This is a genomic window from Hyphomicrobium sp. LHD-15 (assembly GCF_031157355.1).
GTDB lineage: Bacteria > Pseudomonadota > Alphaproteobacteria > Rhizobiales > Hyphomicrobiaceae > Hyphomicrobium_C.
The window spans coordinates 109,842-129,544 of record NZ_JAVIFT010000004.1; the positions used below are offsets into that span (position 1 = coordinate 109,842).

Sequence of the window (19,703 nt, forward strand, 5' to 3'; positions counted from 1 at the left end):
TTCTCACCCTCTCAAGATTCAAAAATAGCCAGCCTCCCTCAGAGCCCCCGGCTCGCACGAGCGCCCTCGCTAGCTCACAACGCTGCAATTCAAAATTCTGAATACTGGTTCGTTACCAGCCAAGCGTCATACCTGCGCGACCAGCAGCGACGCCTTGGCCGGCGCCGGTGCCAATACCTCCGTCGACCATGATACTCGTGCCTGGACCAAAGGTGTTCCTTGCAACGACTCCGGCGGCGGAAACTCCCACGGCATGCGAGCCATCAAAATTGCCCCAGCCAACGCGGACCGCAAACGTTTGTCCGGGCAAGAACGTCGGCGCCGCAACCGCCATTGCAATCGCAATTCCCTCGGCAAGCTCAGCGTCTCGTTTGTGGAGGCCACTGACTTCCGATTGAAGGGCAGATATCTCTCCGCCGATGCCTGAAATTTGGCTATCGACGTAGGCTTTGTTCGCCGCATCAGACGCATCGGTGGGAGACGCGACATTCGTCACAGCATGCCCACCCATGTTGATTGCCCCTGTCATCGCGCCTCCGGTGCGCTGGAGAGCGCCGCTTGCTGTTGCTGCAGCCGCTGTGGCTGTTGATTGTGCGTTGGCTGCCGATGCGGCAGCCGAATTTGCAACGTTCTGGGCACTTGCTGCTAGGCCCGCGAGGATGATGCCTTGGTTTGCAGATAGCGCGGCGCTAGATCCCCCTGTTGTTAAATCATCGATAACGGTTATTGCGCCCCCGGATCCAGCCGCGGTGGAGAGTTTTCCGTTCGCATCAATCGTCACGAACATCGGCGCACCGCCGGTGCCAAGTCCAGCAAGCACATAGCTCGACGTTGATGTGCCGAACATCATTTGATTGTCGGCCGTTGTTTGGGCGCCGTGTCCGATAGCAACGGAATAATCGTGCAGCGCTTTTGCGCTCGTTCCCAAAGCAACAGACGCAAAGCCTTGTCCGAGAGATCCTGCTCCAAGTGCTGACGCGTGAAAGCCTGTGGACGTAGCGCTGAGGCCTACTGCAGTCGCATTGGGCGCTGTTGTTGACGAGAGTGCGCCGATTGCGGTGCCGCCGCCCGGTCCACCGCTTGTCGTGGCAAATGCACCAAGCGCCACCGAATTTTCACAGCTCGCAACGGCCCCGGCACCAAGTGCCGTTGCACGATAGGCCTGAGCCGACGCGCCCGGCCCGTCAGCAAAGTTGTCGCTCACTGGGCTTACGGGCGCGCACTGGGCAAGGACGGCCGAGGAGAATGCCAATATGGAGAGAACAATGACACTTGCCGCTAGTGCCTTTACGCCAAGCGACACGACAAAAACGCAAACATACTCAAACGCAAAACGAATTTTCATGACGCACACAACCCCGATTGATCGGGCGTCTCAAGAATTGAACACTGCCTCAGGAGATGACGCCCACACCCCAAAAATCAGAATGCTATATGCGCAGTCGACAGATCAACAGCTATCTGACAAATGAGGAGCGTGCTGTCATTGGAGCGCGTGGCGGCTGGCCGCGTCGGCGCGAGGACGCACGACAGCCTCTCGGCGCGACCGATCCCTGCGCGACCGTTTTGCGGAGCAGCAGCTGCCTTCTTACGGAGCTGCTGAGACGTTTCGTTTTCCGGCGGTAGGCCGGCGCCGCCACGTCGATCGGACTAGCTTCTGGGCTGCCATTTCCAGAGCACAGCGAGACCACCAATAGGGGCCGAGCTTTTTGAGATTGTATAGGAACGACGACGGAGAGCGATAACCGCTTCCGCTCCAACTCTTGTGGCGTGAGTTCCCGCCGAGGGTGTGTATCGCGGAACTGAACTCGGCCTGATCGAAGGGAGCCGGGGAAACGCCATAGATATCCAGACCCCAACGCCACGGCATCCTGACATCTACGTCGACAGGATTGTTCCTTGGAACATCTTTGAGGAGCTTTCTTGCACCGCGATTGCTGACCAGCTGAGCGACGGTGCCGTCAGGAATTCGCACATACCTGACGAGATGGCGATCATCTCGCAGTTTGAATATCGGCCGATACGCGAACTTTTTACGTCTTGGCCGGCCATCGAGATGCACATAGTCCCATCCTTCCGGCAAGTTCGCGAGACAATCGCCAACCAACGCGATCGCGGACTCATCGAATTTCGCGTCATCTTCGAGCACGAGTGCGTACGGCAAGTCACGCGAGACAATTTGTTGCCAGACCAGCACATGGCTTGCGTAGCAGCCCACTTCGCCATTCTTCAATCTGGATGGCGGAAAGAGCCTGTGAAGATCCCCCGGGAGATCCCGGCCGTTAACGCCGGGAACTCGCTCTGCCTCCATCCGGCATGCAGCGAAATTTTGTTCGATCCGTTCTCGACGGGGCAAGTCGATATCGCGATTGATGTAAAATACAGTTGGCCGGCAGGCTATCGCACTCATATCGCCCCTCACGACAAAGCGTGCTGGGCATTTGGGAGCGCCGGCATGCGAAGTCAAATTCCTAAAGATGCTTTGTTATTGCCCGGCTGCGGCATCAGCCTACTGGCGGAGGTAGGTGCGAACTCTTCCCGTGGAGGAGCCAGGCTTTTCGACGAAGCCAAACCGTTCCAGCGATTTTGTGAGTTGCGACACGCCCCGGCTCCCGTACACGCCCGGGTGCAACTCGGCGACGATGGCGCGCAGCGGATCGAGCGTTTTCGCCGACGTCAGAAGATCGAGCTCTCCCCCTTCGATGTCGAGGGTCAGGATGCTCGGCTGGTGGGTGCTCAGCAACTGCGAAAAATCAAGAGCAGGCGTTTCCACGACGCGATCGAACGGCGCATCGCTCGGCTCCATGGAGCTCATCCAAAAATCTCTTCTGCAGTAGAACGGCACCGAGCTACTGGATACGTCGCTCAGCACGACGCCGTTGAGGATCGTGATGTCTCTCGCATCGTTGCGCTCGTGAACCTGCGCAATGTACGGAACCAGATCCGGGTTTGCCTCTACGCAGACGATCTTTCCGGCAGACGTCTTTTTCCGCAGATAGGTCGAAACAAAACCAAGTCCGGCGCCGAGCTCCACAATCGTCTCGCCCGGCTTGACGACGGCTGCCGTTATTTCGGCTTCCTGCTGCTCGTAGGCGCCTTTGCCCAGGACGAGCTGAATTTTTGGCGACATGACGCGAGTGTCGATCGGCAGCCGGATACCGGCAATTTTGGCTTCTCCACGCCGCGCGTTTCCGAACGCCCGAACTCTCTTGATAAGCGACTTCATATTTTCCGATACCCGGACGTGATTTTCGAGGTTGAGCGCAGTGCAAACAGCTTGCTGATTGCACAGTAGTTTCAGATCTTCATAGACCGGGTCAATTGGGGCTCGACTTGACCCGGAAGATCATGATCCCACGCCCCGCCTTGCTGAGGAAGGTGTGTTCGAGCTGATAATTGTCGGTCAGATAGCCGATCAATTTTGGGAACGCGGGCGCCGTGTCATGGGTAAATGCCAGCACGAGATAGTCATAGCCTCTGATCTCGTCCTTCTGATTTTCCAGTTCGAAATGACCAGCCGCTTCCTGCTTTCTGCTCGGATGATCCCGAACAGTGGCTGGAGATTTTATCCGCGCGAAGTAATAGTCCAATGTCGGCTTTGGGCACACTTCGTATACGAGGTAGCGCTTGCCTGGACTTCCCCGAACCAGCGTATCGATCGTCTGGGCGATACCGCGATGGTCGGTTTTCTTGAAAGCGGCGGCGCGCTTCGTCCCCGGCAATACGAAAATTGCAGCTACGAGCAGAGCGACCAGTACCGGAGAGGCGACAAGCGCGCGCCCGACGCGAGGCTGCCAGCGAGCCAGCCGCCCCAGTACCAGATTGGTTGCCAGGCCCAATAGCACCGCGAGTGGAGGCGTACAGAACGCGAAGTAGCGCGGGCGATAGCGTTCCTGCTCAAACAGCCAGAAAGCGACGTAAGCGAAAACGATCGGAAGGACCAACCAGGCGACGAAATACAGGTTGGCCACATCGCGAGAACGATAGCCGGAGTGCCATAACCTCCTAATCGACAGCGCAATGACCAAGACGACCAGACCGCCGAATGCAAGCAGCACGAGACCTGGGAACTTGAAGTTCTGCTCAACGACCAGATCTACGAGCATCATCCAGGGAGAGTGGGCCGGCGCTGTTGCTTCGACCGCGTAAGCCCCTTCGTCTCCATAGCTTCGATAGGACCGCGCCATCACCGGTCCCCAGACGATCGCCAAAAGGAAGACAGGCGTGAGACCGAAGCCGGCAAGCTTGAGGACAGAGCCCACAGATAGGCGATATCGAAAGAGAAACCAGATCGCGAAAAAGACGCCCTGACCGGCGAGGAAAAAGACGTTGTAATAGTGGGTGAGGAGCAGGGCCAGGTTAACTGCGGAGAGCGCGGCAAACCACCGATTGACGACGAGCGTGTTTCTGCCGGCCTCCAACAGGCTCCGCATATAGCGGAACATCAGCAGAGACGACAGCGTCACCAGAAACAGCGTCTGCGCATAGGACCGCGTTTCCATCGCATAGAGAAACGGGATGTACATCAGTGAAAAGAACAACGCAGCGGCTATCGCCAATCGTTTGCCGTGCGTGTGAAGAACCAGAGCGTAGAGACAGACTGTTGCGCCGGCCACATACCAGTTCGATAGATTGCGTGTTGTCGTTTCTCCATCGCCGAATGCGGCAATCCAACCGTACAAAATAGATTGGTAGAGCGGCGGATGGATCGAGTTCTCGGCAAGCGCCTGGATCGCGCTCCACACCGATCCGTGCTTGTTCCCATAGTGATACACGGACAATAATTCGTCATACCAATAAGACTGCCCCGATAGGAGCTGTCTCATCGTGAAGGTCAGAAACAATATCAGGAAAAACGTGCTGTGATCGCGCAAGAACCTGGACGTCGACGTTGCTTGCTGAGGTGCCATCATCACATACCGGCTGGAGATGCTTGCGTTCGCTATTCACGCAATAGCGCTGGATGTCCAGTGGCGCGGCGGAGCGTGAACTCATGCACGCACGAATATCGCAGCGCCATGGCTGCTGCAAATAGCCGGAGGCGCGTCTTTTCGCAATTGCCTATCCACAACATCTCATCGGCGGGGCGGATCTGAGTGCGAGGTCCTCCCTTCGCATGCTTATAGATCGACTTTCCGCCGACGTTGCCGCATCATCGGCGCCCGGATCGCGACTTGAGGGACATGGTGGGGAGCGCGGAGGGATACAGACCTGAAATCGACGGATTGCGCGCGATCGCAGTCCTGTCGGTCATTTTCTTCCATGCTGGGATTCCCGGCTTCAGCGGAGGATACGTCGGCGTCGACGTGTTCTTCGTGATCAGTGGCTATTTGATATGCTCGATCGTCGTCGGCGAACTCAGGTCCGACACATTCTCGTTTGCAAAATTCTACGAGCGACGCGCCCGCCGCATCTTGCCTGCGCTGTTCGTGATGCTGCTGGCGAGCGCGGCAGTCGCACCGCTCGTTCTGCTGCCCAACGACATGCTTGATTTCTCGCGCAGCCTCACGCACGTCATTCCATTCCTCTCGAACACGTACTTCTACGATCAACGCGGATACTTCGAGACGGCCGCGGAGCTGAAGCCGCTGATCCACACCTGGAGTCTCGCGGTGGAGGAGCAGTTCTATGTGGTTTTGCCGATCGCCGCTTGGGCGCTTTGGCGATGGCACAAGTCGTTCCTCCTGCCGGCGCTCGTGATCGCGGCCGCCGCAAGCCTCGCCTACTCGCAATACAGCGTCTCGGCGGACCCGCATGCGGCGTTCTATCTTACGACCTCGCGCGCTTGGGAGCTTCTCGCGGGCGCGATCCTCGCCGTCTTCACGAAGCAGCGAAACCTTCCCGCGCAGCCCAGCCAAGCCGGCGGCGCAGCAGGCCTAATGCTCATTGTCTTTGCCGTGTTCTTCTTCGATCAGACTGTCGCGTTTCCCGGATTGAATGCCGTGGTTCCCGTGGCTGGCGCGCTGCTGGTCCTTCACTACGGCGCCCCGCAAACGGCCGTGGGGCAGCTACTCGGCAGCAAGCTCGCTGTCGGCATCGGACTGATCAGCTACAGCGCCTATTTGTGGCATCAGCCGCTTTTCGCCTTCGCGCGCCATCTCACGCTCACCGAACCGGGCCTGCCGATCTTTGCAGTGCTCATTGCGGCGACGCTGGCACTCGCCTTCCTGAGCTGGCGATATGTGGAGCAGCCATTCAGACGGGGGACCATTGATCGCCGCGGAATTGTTGCCGTGGCGGTCGCTGCCTCGGTTTTTCTGTTCTCTGTCGGAATGGCTGGCACGGTCAGCGACGGATATGCGCGCCTCTATCAGGCGAGCTGGGATTCGCGTCAGCTCGCGATATGGAACGAGGGCAAGAACGCCGTTCCGAGAGACAACGGCGATTGCCACCTCAGCTTCAGAACCGTTTCGGCCGAACTCGAACCTCGCTTCGACGCGTGTCTCGAAAAATACGGGAAAGCGATCGTTGTCCTTGGAGACTCCCACGCCGCCGATGTGTTTGGCGCGATCGCCTCACAGTCGGATAGAAAGTTCATCCTCGGAGTTGCGCAGGGCGGATGCAGGCCGCATTCGCCCGCCGACAAATGCCACTACGACGGTTTCCTTTCCTTCCTGGAACGGCGCTCTCAGGCAATTTCCGACGTGATCTACGTCCAAGCCGGCTTTCACATGATCCAGGACGACGACGGCCACCCCGGCGACCGATCGTTCTTTCGGAAGCGGGCCATTCCAGTCTATCGACCCGACATCGATGCCATCGATCAAACGATCCGCTACCTCAACACACTATCGACCCGTGCCCGCGTCACCTGGCTTGGTCCTCGGTTCGAGCCTCACGTGAATACGATGAAAATCAAAAAGTTCGCGATGGCCTGCGAGGACGCCCAGATCGAGATTCATGACAGCGTATCGAGGACTTGGCAGGCGTTGGATGCGTTCTTGACGACCCGATTGGCCGAAGAACCACGTCTTCGGTACGTCTCCGGGCTGGCGGCGGTTCCGTTCGACAGCCGACACGACCTCTATGATTGCCACTCGGTATACTGGGAGGACACCGATCATTGGTCCGCCTCCGGAGAACGGCGCTTCGGGAAACGCATCGTGGCGGCATTGCAAGCCTCTGCCCAATAATCAGCCCCATGTGTTCAGGCTCGGCTCTGCGATGACGGCCTGGCCTCAGCCCACAGAGACCTTTCGCCCGCGGGAGCCTTGGCGTTTCAGCCATTCCAGGATGGGCCAGATCGGAGCCGTCATTCGGTTCGATATCACCATGGAAAGGGCATAGAGGATCGGATTGTCCCTGACATAGAACGTGTCCAGCGGAGCGCCGCCAAATCGCCCAGCGCGGGCGGCATGCAGCACATAGAGGAATGCCTCGAGATTATATAACTCGCGCAACCGCGATCCGAGTTCGGGCGGCGCGGTTTCGAGCAGCATCTCGATTGTTTTCGTAATGCAATGCGGCTCGGTCGTCGCGACACTGACCGTGACCATGTTTGTCGAGTCGGTTCTGTAGGTCGCGAGCGCTTTGTTGCAATGGAGGGCGGTTCCAAGGTTCATCGCACGAAGCCAGAGATCCTTGTCTCCCCCGCGCTTGCAACGATGCTCGGGAAAAAGCCCGGATTCGAGCAAGACCGTTCTGCGGAAACTCGCTGCTCCGGTCCAGATGGGACATTCCCGGTCAGTCAGCCAGGCATCGATAAAAGCTTCGAAATTCAGCTCGTGCACGCCCTGTGCATCGTTGCGCCGCATATATTTCTGATCGACCAGCGTGTCGTCCTTCCGCCTCCGAGCGTAGCCGGTAAAAACGCAGCCGACGCGAGACGGCGCATTTTTTGCCAAATCGTCGACGTTGCGAAGATACTCGGCGTCCCATTCGTCATCGGCGTCGAGAAAGGAAATCCACTCCGTGACGGCGTGCCTGACAGCGCAGTTTCTCGCCGCATACCCGCCCGGGCCTGGAGATGGGCGCGTCAGAACGACGGCGTTCGGCCAGTCGAGCTGGCGCAGATACTCCACGCCGCCATCTGTCGATCCATCATCGACAAAAATCACTTGGGCGGGCTGGACGGTTTGGCGCGCAAGCGACGCCACGCAGCGCAACAGATCGGGCATCTTGTTGAGCACCGGTACGACGACGGTTACGTCAGCCACTCTTTCGTCGGTCATCAATCACTCGTTTCGAAGCTGCCCGAACCTGGCCCGCTCAATTTTCTGATGGGTTTCCCAGGTTGCCCAGGCGCATTGACGCTGGCACTCGACCCCGACAAATGCAATACACGCCCAGGGAGATACAGATGATTGCGCTGCGTCACTTTCGATAATCAGGGCAACCCGCTCATGGGATCTGACGCATGCAATCTCTGAAGTCCGACGCCACGTGGACCGCGGTCGATACACTGATCTCAAGCGGTTTAGGACTGCTGTTCCGGTTGGCAATAGCGCGCGTCCTCGCACCCGATCAATTCGGTATTGTCGCAATCGCGCTCGCTTTCATATCGATCTTAACCGCGATCAACAACTTTGGTCTCACGGCCGCCCTCATCCAGCGGGACAGGGAGACTTTGTCGCCATCGCTCATCAACTCGTGCTTCACGGCTTCCTGCATCATTTCGGGTGTGCTGTGCCTTTTGACCATCGGCGGACTGGCACCGTTTTTGGCGTGGTACTATCAAAGCCCGACGATATCGGCGCTCACGTCCGCCCTTGCTATCACCCTGATCGGCGCTCCGTTCGCGACGGTCTCTTCGGCGCTTCTCTCGCGCGAACGCCGTTTCAGAGATCTTGCGATCATTCGCGTTGCCTCGAGCGGAATCAGTATCCTGATCGCGGCGCTCTATCTTTGGGTGTCGGCGGACGTTTGGGTGATCGCAGTCCAGCTGTGGGTCGCCCAAATCATCTCGACCATCGGCCTTACAATCGCGGCGCGCTGGAAATTTCGTCTCGAGCTCGACAAAAGCCATATCGGCGAATTGTTCGGCTATAGCACCCTTGTTTTTATCAACGATGTCGTCGGCACCATTACCGCTAACGTCGGAACGTTGATCATAGGGCGCATCTTCACCCCCTCGGAAGCCGCGATCTACGGGTTGGCGGTCAATCTTACCGAAACCGTGCGCCGGGTCATCATGTCAGTGCTCAATCGAGTGATGTTCGTTCACTACTCGATAAACAAGCACGACAACCATGCGCTCAGAACCGGGTATGTCCGGACGCTGACGTGGAACTGCCGGGTCATTTTTCCGATGATGACCGCATGCATTTTCTTCAGCGACGCGATCGTAAACGTTCTTCTTGGCCCGGAGTGGCGAGATATGGAGAGCGTCATGCAGATCCTTGCCGTGTCGATCATGATCCAGACCGCCGGAGGCACCACCTCGACCCTTTACAAGGCCATCGGCAAACCGGGCCTCGACACCTCCCTTTCAATCCTGACCAACCTTCTACTCCTCCTGCCCGCAATCGTAGCAGGATCGTATTGGGCTGGCCTCGAAGGCGCTGCGGCGGCAACGGCAGCAACAAAGCTGATCGCCGTTTGCCTGCGGCAGGTTTTGCTCGACCGGCTCATCGGATCAACGCTGGCCGCCGTCTGCAAGACGGTTCTGGCCGCACTTGCGGCCCAGCTCCCGATCATCGCTGCATTCGCATTGAAATATGCTTTTATGCCGGATGCTGATTCTCTTGCTGCGGTCGGTTTTCTCGTCCTCGGCCTGATCGGGACCGGGTTGATAGAACTGTGGCGGATTCGTGCGAGCGACCCGCCTGACTTCCTAAAATAAATTTGCAGGATCACATTTGCGATCGGTAGACTCCGGCGCGATCGGTAGATTCCGGCCTACTCGAGGCTGGCTCGCTCGGCGAGAGGACGCATGGCGTTGGCAAGACAAGTATTATCTCGAATTCTGCCGGTGCGGGTGTATCAAGCCCTAGCCGGTTTTCGACGTCGCCAGCAGCGCCTGCTGCAACAGACCTTGCGTGCGCGCGCGATGAAGAGCGACGCGTTCTCAGCTTTTTATGCGTTTGTCATCGATCGGGGGCTCGGCCGGGAAGCTCGAGCGGTCGCGGCAGGACAACATCGCTATCACGCTGATCACGATGCAGCCGCGACAAGCTACTTCCTGCTCAGACGCAATATTCACCGCCTCGAAAAGGGCCTGATCATGCGGCCGCGCCGCGACAGTTTCGCTGCCGATTATATAGGCGAAACCGTCAGGTGCTATCGCAACGCCTATCTTGAGCTCGAACGAACCAATCGATCTGAAACGCCCGAGCTTGCGTGGGCGACGGACGTCCTCGGACAGTACTTTTCAGTCGTCCAGAAAGATGATCCGAAAATCGCGGACGCGCATGAAATTTTTTCAAAGCTGGCCGCGATTCCTCTCGGGCATGCCGTGCCGTATGCGCGAGATATCGCGGCGCCGCCGCCCGTCAGCTACGACGCTTTCATGAGTCTGTGCCGGCGGCGAAGATCGGTTCGCTGGTATCTCGACAAGCCGGTCCCGAGAGACATGATCGATCTTGCAATCGACGCGGCGGCCCAGGCGCCCAGTGCCTGCAATCGACAGCCGTTCGTGTTCAGCATATTCGATGACAAAGAGTTGGCGAGACGCGTCGCCAAGCTTCCCATGGGAACAAAAGGCTTCTCCGATCAAATTCCGGCGGTCGCGGTTGTGATCGGCCGCTTGAGAGCCTATCCCCACTCCCGGGACAGACACGCGATATATATCGATGGCTCGCTGGCGGCGATGTCGTTCATGCTTGCCCTCGAAAGCATGGGCATTGCCTCCTGCACGATCAACTGGCCCGACCAGAACCCACAGGAAACGCAAATCGCGCAGCTTCTCGGGCTTGCGCAAGACGAGCGTGTGATCATGCTAATCGCCTTCGGATGGCCCGATCCCAGCGGACAAGTTCCTTACTCGGCGAAACGAGGACGAGACGAGCTGCGGACCTACAATTCGCTGGCTACGCAGACATCGATCCAATGAGTCTCACGCATGTCCGGCCGTCTTTCCGATAGAGCACCTCGCATGAACATCGAGATCGTCGGCGTGCATCCCGCGAACAAGGGCGCGCTGCTGATGTTGGAGGCGATCCGGGCGCAGCTCGCTCCGCGCTTCCCAAACGCGCGGTTCGCAGTTCCGTTCACCTGGCCGCCGGACCAGAGGATCAAATACGGCCTTTGGGCCACGGTGCCCAACGACCTGGGGCGCGTCGATTTCTCAAAATGGTCCTCGCTCGTTCCCGCACGCCTGCTGCGCCCACTTGGCGTGCTGCTCCCCAAGGACATTGACGTTCGGCTCGATGCGTCCGGGTTCGCCTACGGGGACTACTGGGGACCGCGCAAACTCAATCGACGCCTCGTAGGTCCGGCAACCGGCTGGAAGCGCGCAGGAAAAAGCCTGATCCTGCTTCCACAAGCCGTCGGCCCCTTCGAAAAACCTGGCATGGCCGAGGCTTTCCGGGCGGCGCTTCGCGGGGTCGACCTCGCCTACGTTCGCGACAGCGTGTCGATGGCGTACGTAAAAGCTGTTGCGCCTGATGCCACGAATATCAAGCAAGCTCCGGACTTCACGAACCTTCTAAAACCCGAACTTCCGGACCGGCTTTCTCATCTCAAGGGGGCGGCGCTTATCGTACCAAACGAGAGGGTGGTTCAAGGAGACGAAGAGAGCCGTAAAAAATACCTCTCGTTCCTGGCCCAAGCGGTGCGAGAGTTGCAGGCACGAGGCTTTCCGGTTGCGATCGTGTTGCACGAGGGAAGCGGTGACCGGGCATTGGCAACTGCTCTCAACAGTCAATTCTCCACGCCTCTCGAACTCATCGACGAGGACCAGGCGCTTGTCACCAAAGCCGTCATCGGGGCCGCCTCTGCGGTCATCTCGTCTCGTTTCCACGCCCTCGTGAGTGCATTGAGCGCTGCGGTACCGGCGCTCGCATGCGGATGGTCGCACAAGTACCGCGAGTTGATGTCCGACTATGGGTGCGAGGATTTCATGATCTCGCTCACACAGCCATTGACCTGGTCCGAACGTATAGGAGCGCTCGCGGCTGCCGTGCACGATCGGGATTTTTTGCAGGCGCTTTCGGACCGTGCTGTACACCAGCGCCGTTTGAGCGAGACGATGTGGAAGGATGTGATCGAGTTGATCGAGGCGCGGCAAGCATGAGCACAACGCCGTTTGTTTCGGTCATCGTGCCGGTCTGGAATGGCGCAGGCGAGATCGAAAAGTGTGTCGCCGCGTTGAGTACGCAGTCCTACCCGCGCGAGCGCTACGAAATTCTCGTCGTCGACAACGGCTCATCGGACGACACGCCCGACATTCTGGCTCGCCTCGCTGACATCAAGGTGCTCAGCGAGCGCGAGCCCGGCTCCTATTGCGCGAGAAACCTGGGACTTCGTCACGCTGCTGGGGACGTCATCGCATTTACGGACGCGGATTGCGTCCCGGATCCCACATGGATCGAGACAGGAGCTGCGCGCCTTTCCGAACGCCCGGATGCTGGCCTTGTCGGAGGGCGGATCGAGCTTTTCAGCAGGGCTTCTGAAAGCGAAACCTGCCGGCTCTACGAGCTGACGTTCAGTTTCGATCAGGAGACCACAATTCGGAAAGGGCGTTGCGCGACGGCGAACTGGATGAGCCCTCTTGCGGTGCTGAGGAAAACGGGCGGCTTCAACGCGCAGCTCAAATCGGGAGCGGATTTCGAGCTTTCGCGCCGTCTGTTCGATGCCGGCCTAGCATTGCTTTACGAGCGTGACATGGTCGTGCGGCATCCCTTTCGGGGCGGCTGGGCAGAGCTTCTCAACAAACGGCGTCGCACCACCGGCGGGAATTGGGCGCTTCTCGAAGGCAAGCGCGCGAAGCTGCGCTATATGGCCGGAATTCCGTTCGGCTGGGCGCAGCGCATTGCCATAGTCGCTAGCAACACATCGATTCCGTTGCACCGAAAGCCCGGCGTGGCCGCTCTCGTGTCCGCGCTTTCAATCGTGCAAATCGCGGAGATCATCCGCCTCGCGTTCGGCGGCAATCCCCGGAGGCGCTGAGAGGATCGTAGGGTCTAGCCCAGCATCACGACCGAGCGCTCGTCGATCGACACCGCTTTGACGAGCGCGTAGACCTCGCGCCCCACGTCGAGGCCGAGGTCCGAAATCGCCAGGCGCGTGAGCGACGCCGAGATCTTGTCCCCGCCATCAAGCTCGACCGTGACCAGCGCCGTCGGGCCGGTGCCAACTGCGATCGCGTGGATCCGCCCTTTCAATGTGGTCCTGACGCTGAGCCCCTGGGGCTTCTCGGTCGCGAGCGTGACGTTGGTCGCGCGAATGGCCATGCGGACCGTGCGGCCGGGAGGTCCGAACAGGCCTGGAACGGCGATCTCGCCAGCCGGATGGGCGAGCGTCGTCATCGCATAGGCGGTCAGTTCCTTCAGCGAGGTTCCTGCTAGAACCGAGACGGCTTCGAAACGGTCGGCGGCGCTCTCCGGTAGGGCTGCGGCGAACACCTCTGTCGGCGGGCCTTGCGCGACTATTCTCCCCTCCGACATCCGAACCACGACCGTCGCAAGCCGCGCCACTTCCTCGAGTGCATGGGAGACGTAGACGATCGGCAGCGAAAGCTCGTCACGCAGCCGTTCGATGAACGGGAGGATTTCCAGCTTGCGGTCCGCGTCGAGCGAGGCGAGCGGCTCGTCCATCACGAGCAGTCGTGGCGCGGCCAAAAGCGCGCGGCCGATTGCGACGCGCTGGCGCTCGCCTCCCGACAAGGTTGCGGGCCTCGCCGCCAGCAAGTGACCGATACCCAGCAGCTCGACGACGCCATCGAACGGCACTTCGCGCGCATCGACCGGTGAAAAATAGCGACCGTAGGCGAGGTTCTGACGTACGGAGAGATGCGGAAGAAGCTGCCCGTCCTGAAAGACAAGCCCGACGCGGCGCTTGTGGACGGGTAGGTCGATGCCCGCGTTGGTATCAAGCAGAACGCGATCGCCGACGACGATGCGGCCGCTTTGGGGGCGTTCCAGCCCCGCGATCAGCTTGGCAACGGTCGTCTTGCCGGAACCGGACGGGCCGAACAGCGCCACGCAACCGCTCGGGCAATTGAAATCAGCTTCGAGGGTGAAGCGAGGACGCGACAGACGGCAGGAGAATTCGATCATTCGTAACCCGCCCTACGCTGGTTCGAACGACGCGCGAGGATCTCCGACACGATGAGTGCGCCTAACGAAAGCGCCACCGCCACCAGCGACAGCCGGAAGGCTCCCTCCTCGCCGCCGGGCGTCTGTGTGTATGAGTAGATCGCGGCCGGGATGGTTTGTGTCTCTCCGGGGATGTTCGAAACGAACGTGATGGTGGCGCCGAATTCTCCCAGCGCCTTGGCGAAGCCCAGCATGGCGCCGGCGATAATGCCAGGTAGCGATAGGGGTAACGTCACCGTAAGAAACACCCAGGCCGGAGAGGCACCGAGCGTGGCCGCGGCGTCTTCGCTTCGGCTATCGATCGTATCCATAGCGAGGCGGATCGCCCGCACCATGAGCGGGAACCCCATCACGGCGGCGGCCAACGCGGCGCCTGTCCAGCGGAACGACAGCACCAGGCCGAAGGTCTGCTCGAGGAATGCGCCGAGCGGCCCACGGCGGCCAAACAGGATCAGCAGAATGTATCCGGTCACCACCGGCGGCAGGACCAGCGGCAGGTAGACGAGGCCATCAAGCAGGATCTTGCCGCGGAAGTTTCCCCGCGACAGCAAATAGGCCACCAGCACGCCGAGGGGGAGGCTCGCGAGCGTCGCCACCGTCGCCACGCGCAGCGAGAGCTTTATGGCCGTGAACTCGTCTGGCGTGATCGTCCACATATTCCCAACTTCTCGATTCGAGCGTCCTGAGCTCGAGCATTGCTTCGCCTATGGCTCTTGGCAGCTCTAGGCGACGCTCCGGACCGGGGCAAAGTTGCACATGGCTTTCTGTTCGGGCAAGCAATTGATCTTGTTGATCGAGCGGCGCTTGATATACCGAATTGCGAAAGCGGTGGGGAGCGGCGGTTGAAAGCGATCATTCCGGCAGTGCTGAGCTTCGTGGCCGCCGTGGCCCTCGTCCGGCTGCTGGCGCTCAGCCGCTTCTCCCAAAGCGCGCTCGATATGCCTAATGAACGCTCGCTCCATGTCGCTCCGGTGCCGCGAACCGGCGGTCTCGGCTTACTCAGCGCTGCCAGTATCGGATGCGTGCTGCTCGCGCCCTCGGGGCTGTGGGGGCTCGTGGCGCTCGCGGGCCTGCTCAGCGTCGTGACGTTCGCGGACGACCGAGTCGGCCTGCCGGTGATGACGCGCCTCTTCGTGCAGATCGCCGCCGCCGTGCTCTTTCTCGCGCTTTACTACGCGGGACCCTTGTGGCTGCTGCCGCTCGCGTTCGGGGCGCTGATCTGGATGGCGAACCTCTATAATTTCATGGACGGATCGGACGGCCTCGCGGGGGGAATGACGGTCGCCGGATTCGGCGCCTACGCCATTGCCGCGATCTACGCGCCGGCCGAGGCGCCCCAAGCGGAGGCGCTTGCTGTGATTGCAGCCTCGATCGCGGGGGGCGCCGGCGGGTTCCTGGTCTGGAACTTCCACAAGGCGAGCGTCTTCATGGGCGACTCGGGCTCCGTTCCGCTCGGCTTCCTGGCAGCGGCGCTCGGCATCGTCGGATGGCAGAGCGGGATCTGGCCGGTCTGGTTTCCCGCGCTGGTGTTTTCGCCCTTTATCGCAGACGCCACCGTGACGCTGATCAAGCGGTTCCGGCGCGGCGAGAAGCTCACCCAGGCGCACAAGACGCACTACTACCAGCGGGCACTGCGCATGGGGCTCGGCCATCGCGGCACCGCGCTGGCGAGCTATGTGCTGATGGGGGCCGTGGGAGTGAGCGCACTTTTGGCCCGCGACTGGGGGCCTGTGGCGGTTGGCTTAATGCTCGGGTTCTGGGGGGCGGCCTATGCGGCGCTGATGACCCTCATCGACCGGCATTGGGACGCCTTTTCGCGCGATCCGGCTCGGGCCGTCTAAACCTCTTATTGGCGGGACCGGTATCCATCGGCCGTGAGCTTCATGGCCTCGCCCGCACTGACGCGAGGCTCCCACGCCAGCAAACGGCGCGTTTCGCCGTCGTCGATCTCCAGATTGCCGGTGAGACGGCGGACCTCCGCCGTGCGCCCGGTGAGACGGCCGATTAACTCCAGCATCGACACCGGGCACGGCAGTAGAATTGGGCGCTTGCCCAGGGCGCCGGCGATGCTGCGGAAAAGATCCGGCGTGGACAGCGGTTCGCCGTCCCGCGCCAGGAAAACCCGGTTCGCCGCAGCCGGCGCGGAGACGGCTCGGACGATCAGATCCGCGAAAGATCCGACATAGAGCAGATCGCGTGCATTCCGGATCGAGCCGAACGGAACCGGCCAACCGCGGTCGGCAATCGCGTACAGGCGCGCCATGTTGCCGCGAACGCCGGGCCCATACATCAGCGGTGGCCGTAGAATGACCCATTCCATGGCGGTGCCAGCAATTTCTCGGAGGCGCTGCTCGGCTTCCAACTTGCTTTTTCCGTAGGCGTCCTCTGGCGCGGGAGGCCTATCTGCCGAAAAGGGCACGCCGAAGGTCTCCTCGCCGTTGACCTTGATCGAGCTTGCAAACGCCAGGCGTTTCACGCCCGCAGCGACTGCGGCCCGCGCCAAGCCCTCGAGCACCTCGACGTTGGCCTGCCTGTAGAGGCGCTCGGCTTCGCGCGCATCGTCGTTCAAGACGTGGGCGCGGCCCGCCAGGTGTACGACGGCATCGATACCGACCAACACGTCGCTCCAGTCGGTCGCGCCGGTCAAATCGCCCAGCACCGCTATGCGCTCGGCAGCCAAGGGCGTTGCGGTCGGCGACCGCGTCACGGCGGTGACGCGATGCCCGCTCTCCGACAAAGCCTTGCAAGCGGCCACCCCTACAAAACCGGCGGCTCCAGTTACCAGTATTCGCATTCAAAGAGTTCCGTCGTGCCTGGAGCCTTGCGTCGCCGTTGGGGGCCGTGTCACATCGCACTATAGTATTTTTTCAGGCGCCGGGTCTTGGGCCTTTGGCGCTGCGCCCCAGGAAAGCCCGTGCCGAAAACGCTAAAATGGCTGGAGATGCGGGTGCGCAAGCTTATGCCGCAGCCGGTCAGAACGGCTTACAGGATCGCGCGCTCCTTGAAGCACGTGGAAGTCGCCCAGCCACTTCCTCCAGAGCTGGTAGATGGCGCCCGCCTCAGCCCGTCACGCCTGCATCTTCTGGACCTCATGCCGAAGCGAGGTAAGGTTGCAGAGCTCGGCACGCTCAGAGGGGACTTTGCCCGCTGTATTTTTTCGCGTACCGAACCGGCCGAGCTGCATCTCGTCGACATCGACTATACAGAATTCGACGAAACCGGGCTGCCGGCGCCGCAGGTTAGCCGCCACGTCGGGTTTACTCACGACGTGATCGCGTCGTTTCCGAACTCCTATTTCGATTGGATCTATATCGACGCCGATCATTCTTACGAGGGCTGCCTGAGAGATGCCCATATTTCGGCGGACAAGATCCGGCCAGGCGGATACATGGTTTTCAACGATTTCGCCCATATTGACCCCTATCTCGGCCGCTATGGCGTGAAGCGCGCCGCCATGGATTTCATGCACGAACGCCGCTGGCCAATTGCCTTCCTTGCGCTCGACGCATATGGCCTTTACGACATCGCCCTAAGGAAGCCGGACGTAGACAACGACCCGTGACCGTTTTGCTTTTCGGGAGACGGACATGCGTATTCTGTCGATGATCGCTTCTCGCAAAGGCGTGGTGTTGCTCTTCCTCGGCGCCATTGCCCTGACATTGTGGGCGCACGACGTCTCGACCGAGGTCACGGACGAAGACGAGATCTACGCAAAGCACATTCTGGCACAAGCGGGCTACGATCACGCGGCGCTGAAAGTGGCAGGGCCGGCCGATTTCGAGTCCGAGGTCCGAACCATCAAAGCGGTGCAGGATGCAGTGCTAACTGCGGCTCCCGACAACAAGGGGCTCCCGTTCAAGACTGAACGGGAACCAAGGGACATTTTCGAGCGCAAGTATGGGCTTTGCTATGATCGGAGCCGCGCTATCGAGAAAATCCTGTCCTGGCTCGGCTTCGAGACGCGGCACGTCGCGATCTATTCGACGGCGGACACATCGCCCCTCCAGGCGCTTTTCACGCCCCAGGTCGCCTCGCACGCCGTCTCGGAGGCGCTGACGCGCAAGGGCTGGATGGTCGTCGATTCCAATGCGCGATGGATAGGTCTCGACCAAACGCGCGACGCGGTTTCTATCGATGATATCCAGTCCTCCGGACTTCGAGGCTGGGCCAGCGAAAGTAGCGCCCCTATCAACGGCATTTTCAGGGGGGCGTTCATACAAATTCGCGGGCTCTACTCTCGCCATGGGTACTTCTATCCCCCTTACACACCCATTCCGGATTTCAATTTCCGGCAAGTCGTGGGTAATGTAGTCGACTGAGACCAACCCTTGCATCGAAACACAGTGCGACGCCGACCGGCGCCTCCAGCCCCCAATTATCCTACATGAGCGCAGCCGGTGCCTCCCTTGGCGACCGCGACGGCTACTCTCCGCGAGACAAAGATATGACCACCCTGCCACACTCCATCCCGCCGGGATCCGGCCCCGTCCTCCTGACGGGTGTAGCGGGTTTCATCGGGTTTCATGTGGCGCGTGCGCTTCTCGATCGCGGGCGGATCGTGCACGGCATCGACAATCTCAACGACTACTATGATCCCGCTTTGAAAGAGGCGCGGCTCGCCCTGCTCGAAGGGCGCAACGGGTTCAGCTTCGAAAAGCTTGACGTGTCGGACCGTGCAGCAACAGCCGAATTGTTTGCGCGCCTCAAGCCGGAATACGTCATTCATCTCGCGGCGCAAGCGGGTGTGCGCTATTCGCTGATTAACCCGCAGGCTTATGTGGATGCCAACATCGTCGGCTTCTCGAACATCCTCGAGGGATGCCGGCAAGGCGCGGTCCGCCACCTGACCTATGCATCATCGAGTTCGGTCTATGGCGCGAACACAAGCATGCCGTTCTCGGTGCACCAGAACGTGGATCATCCGGTCAGCCTCTATGCCGCTTCGAAAAAGGCCAACGAGCTGATGGCGCATTGCTACAGCCACCTCTATGGATTGCCGACGACCGGATTGCGCTTCTTCACCGTGTATGGCCCGTGGGGTCGGCCGGACATGGCGCTTTTTCTGTTCACAAAGGCGATCCTCGAAGGTCGACCGATCGAGGTGTTCAACAACGGCGATATGAGACGCGACTTCACTTACATCGACGACATCGTCGAAGCCGTGATCCGCACCAGCGATACGGTCGCGAGCCCGAACCCGGCCTGGGACGGAGCGCACCCGGATCCCGGCACCAGTCGCGCACCCTACCGGCTTTACAACATCGGAAATCACAGTCCGGTCGAGCTTTGGGACTTGATAAGCTGCCTCGAACGCGCGATTGGCCGCGAAGCGCAAAAAGTCCTGCTTCCGATGCAGCCGGGAGACGTTCCGGAGACCTATGCCGACGTGGACGACCTCGCTCGCGACGTCGGCTTCAGGCCCGATACGCCCTTGGAAGACGGCGTACGCAAATTCGTGGCGTGGTATAGAGACTACTATCGCGTCTAGACGAATTTCACGACGACAGA

General features: G+C 60.2%; 17 protein-coding genes. 9 read left to right on the plus strand and 8 right to left on the minus strand.

Annotated features, from left to right (window positions below):
- Positions 1–112: 112 nt before the first annotated feature.
- From RCO24_RS14015 to RCO24_RS14025, 4 genes are all read right to left on the minus strand, one after another.
- A complete protein-coding gene (locus RCO24_RS14015; RefSeq protein WP_308962945.1) occupies positions 113–1,345 on the minus strand; it encodes a hypothetical protein in 1,233 nt (410 codons plus the stop codon).
- A gap of 243 nt (positions 1,346–1,588) precedes the next feature.
- Complete coding sequence (locus RCO24_RS19270) at positions 1,589–2,410, minus strand: glycosyltransferase family 25 protein (RefSeq protein ID WP_374990965.1); 822 nt, start codon at positions 2,408–2,410, stop codon at positions 1,589–1,591.
- A 99-nt stretch (positions 2,411–2,509) separates the two neighbouring features.
- Entirely contained in the window at positions 2,510–3,226 is a 717-nt protein-coding gene (locus tag RCO24_RS19275) for an FkbM family methyltransferase (RefSeq protein WP_374990966.1), read from the minus strand.
- Positions 3,227–3,317: 91 nt separating this feature from the next.
- Positions 3,318–4,874, minus strand: coding sequence for a hypothetical protein (locus RCO24_RS14025; RefSeq protein WP_308962949.1), 1,557 nt, complete (start codon positions 4,872–4,874; stop codon positions 3,318–3,320).
- 309 nt (positions 4,875–5,183) lie between these two features.
- Here RCO24_RS14025 and RCO24_RS14030 point away from each other — a divergent pair, with 309 nt between their 5' ends.
- Positions 5,184–7,133: an acyltransferase family protein gene (locus RCO24_RS14030; RefSeq protein WP_308962951.1), complete on the plus strand. Its 1,950-nt coding sequence runs from the start codon at positions 5,184–5,186 to the stop codon at positions 7,131–7,133.
- Between the two features lie 45 nt (positions 7,134–7,178).
- Here the strand turns inward: RCO24_RS14030 and RCO24_RS14035 are convergent, their stop codons facing one another.
- The gene (locus RCO24_RS14035) at positions 7,179–8,171 is read right to left on the minus strand and encodes a glycosyltransferase family A protein (RefSeq protein ID WP_308962953.1); all 993 of its coding nucleotides are present in this window, start codon (positions 8,169–8,171) and stop codon (positions 7,179–7,181) included.
- A gap of 185 nt (positions 8,172–8,356) precedes the next feature.
- Here RCO24_RS14035 and RCO24_RS14040 point away from each other — a divergent pair, with 185 nt between their 5' ends.
- The 4 genes from RCO24_RS14040 (at position 8,357) to RCO24_RS14055 (ending at position 13,047) form a co-directional block, all read left to right on the plus strand.
- Positions 8,357–9,781 carry a lipopolysaccharide biosynthesis protein gene (locus RCO24_RS14040; protein WP_308962954.1) on the plus strand — a complete coding sequence of 475 codons (1,425 nt, stop codon included), beginning with the start codon at positions 8,357–8,359 and terminating at the stop codon, positions 9,779–9,781.
- A gap of 90 nt (positions 9,782–9,871) precedes the next feature.
- Positions 9,872–10,990, plus strand: coding sequence for a nitroreductase family protein (locus tag RCO24_RS14045; RefSeq protein ID WP_308962955.1), 1,119 nt, complete (start codon positions 9,872–9,874; stop codon positions 10,988–10,990).
- Positions 10,991–11,032: 42 nt separating this feature from the next.
- Positions 11,033–12,172: a polysaccharide pyruvyl transferase family protein gene (locus tag RCO24_RS14050; RefSeq protein WP_308962956.1), complete on the plus strand. Its 1,140-nt coding sequence runs from the start codon at positions 11,033–11,035 to the stop codon at positions 12,170–12,172.
- Positions 12,169–13,047, plus strand: a complete 879-nt coding sequence (locus RCO24_RS14055) for a glycosyltransferase (protein ID WP_308962957.1) — start codon at positions 12,169–12,171, stop codon at positions 13,045–13,047. The genes RCO24_RS14050 and RCO24_RS14055 overlap by 4 nt, the downstream gene beginning before the upstream one ends.
- A gap of 14 nt (positions 13,048–13,061) precedes the next feature.
- Here RCO24_RS14055 and modC read toward each other — a convergent pair whose 3' ends face one another.
- Entirely contained in the window at positions 13,062–14,156 is a 1,095-nt protein-coding gene (gene modC / locus RCO24_RS14060) for a molybdenum ABC transporter ATP-binding protein (protein WP_308962958.1), read from the minus strand.
- On the minus strand, positions 14,153–14,851 hold the full coding sequence (gene modB, locus RCO24_RS14065; protein WP_308962959.1) for a molybdate ABC transporter permease subunit: 699 nt from the start codon (positions 14,849–14,851) through the stop codon (positions 14,153–14,155). The genes modC and modB overlap by 4 nt, the downstream gene beginning before the upstream one ends.
- Before the next feature lie 186 nt (positions 14,852–15,037).
- Between modB and RCO24_RS14070 the strand changes: the two genes are divergently transcribed.
- Complete coding sequence (locus RCO24_RS14070; RefSeq protein WP_308962960.1) at positions 15,038–16,036, plus strand: glycosyltransferase family 4 protein; 999 nt, start codon at positions 15,038–15,040, stop codon at positions 16,034–16,036.
- A 5-nt stretch (positions 16,037–16,041) separates the two neighbouring features.
- On the opposite strand, the gene RCO24_RS14075 is transcribed toward RCO24_RS14070, so the two are convergent.
- Positions 16,042–16,989, minus strand: a complete 948-nt coding sequence (locus tag RCO24_RS14075) for an NAD-dependent epimerase/dehydratase family protein (RefSeq protein ID WP_308962961.1) — start codon at positions 16,987–16,989, stop codon at positions 16,042–16,044.
- Positions 16,990–17,109: 120 nt separating this feature from the next.
- Between RCO24_RS14075 and RCO24_RS14080 the strand changes: the two genes are divergently transcribed.
- From RCO24_RS14080 to RCO24_RS14090, 3 genes are all read left to right on the plus strand, one after another.
- Positions 17,110–17,757 carry a class I SAM-dependent methyltransferase gene (locus RCO24_RS14080; RefSeq protein ID WP_308962962.1) on the plus strand — a complete coding sequence of 216 codons (648 nt, stop codon included), beginning with the start codon at positions 17,110–17,112 and terminating at the stop codon, positions 17,755–17,757.
- 25 nt (positions 17,758–17,782) lie between these two features.
- Entirely contained in the window at positions 17,783–18,514 is a 732-nt protein-coding gene (locus RCO24_RS14085) for a hypothetical protein (protein ID WP_308962963.1), read from the plus strand.
- Between the two features lie 125 nt (positions 18,515–18,639).
- Complete coding sequence (locus RCO24_RS14090) at positions 18,640–19,683, plus strand: NAD-dependent epimerase (RefSeq protein WP_308962964.1); 1,044 nt, start codon at positions 18,640–18,642, stop codon at positions 19,681–19,683.
- Positions 19,684–19,703: the final 20 nt, after the last annotated feature.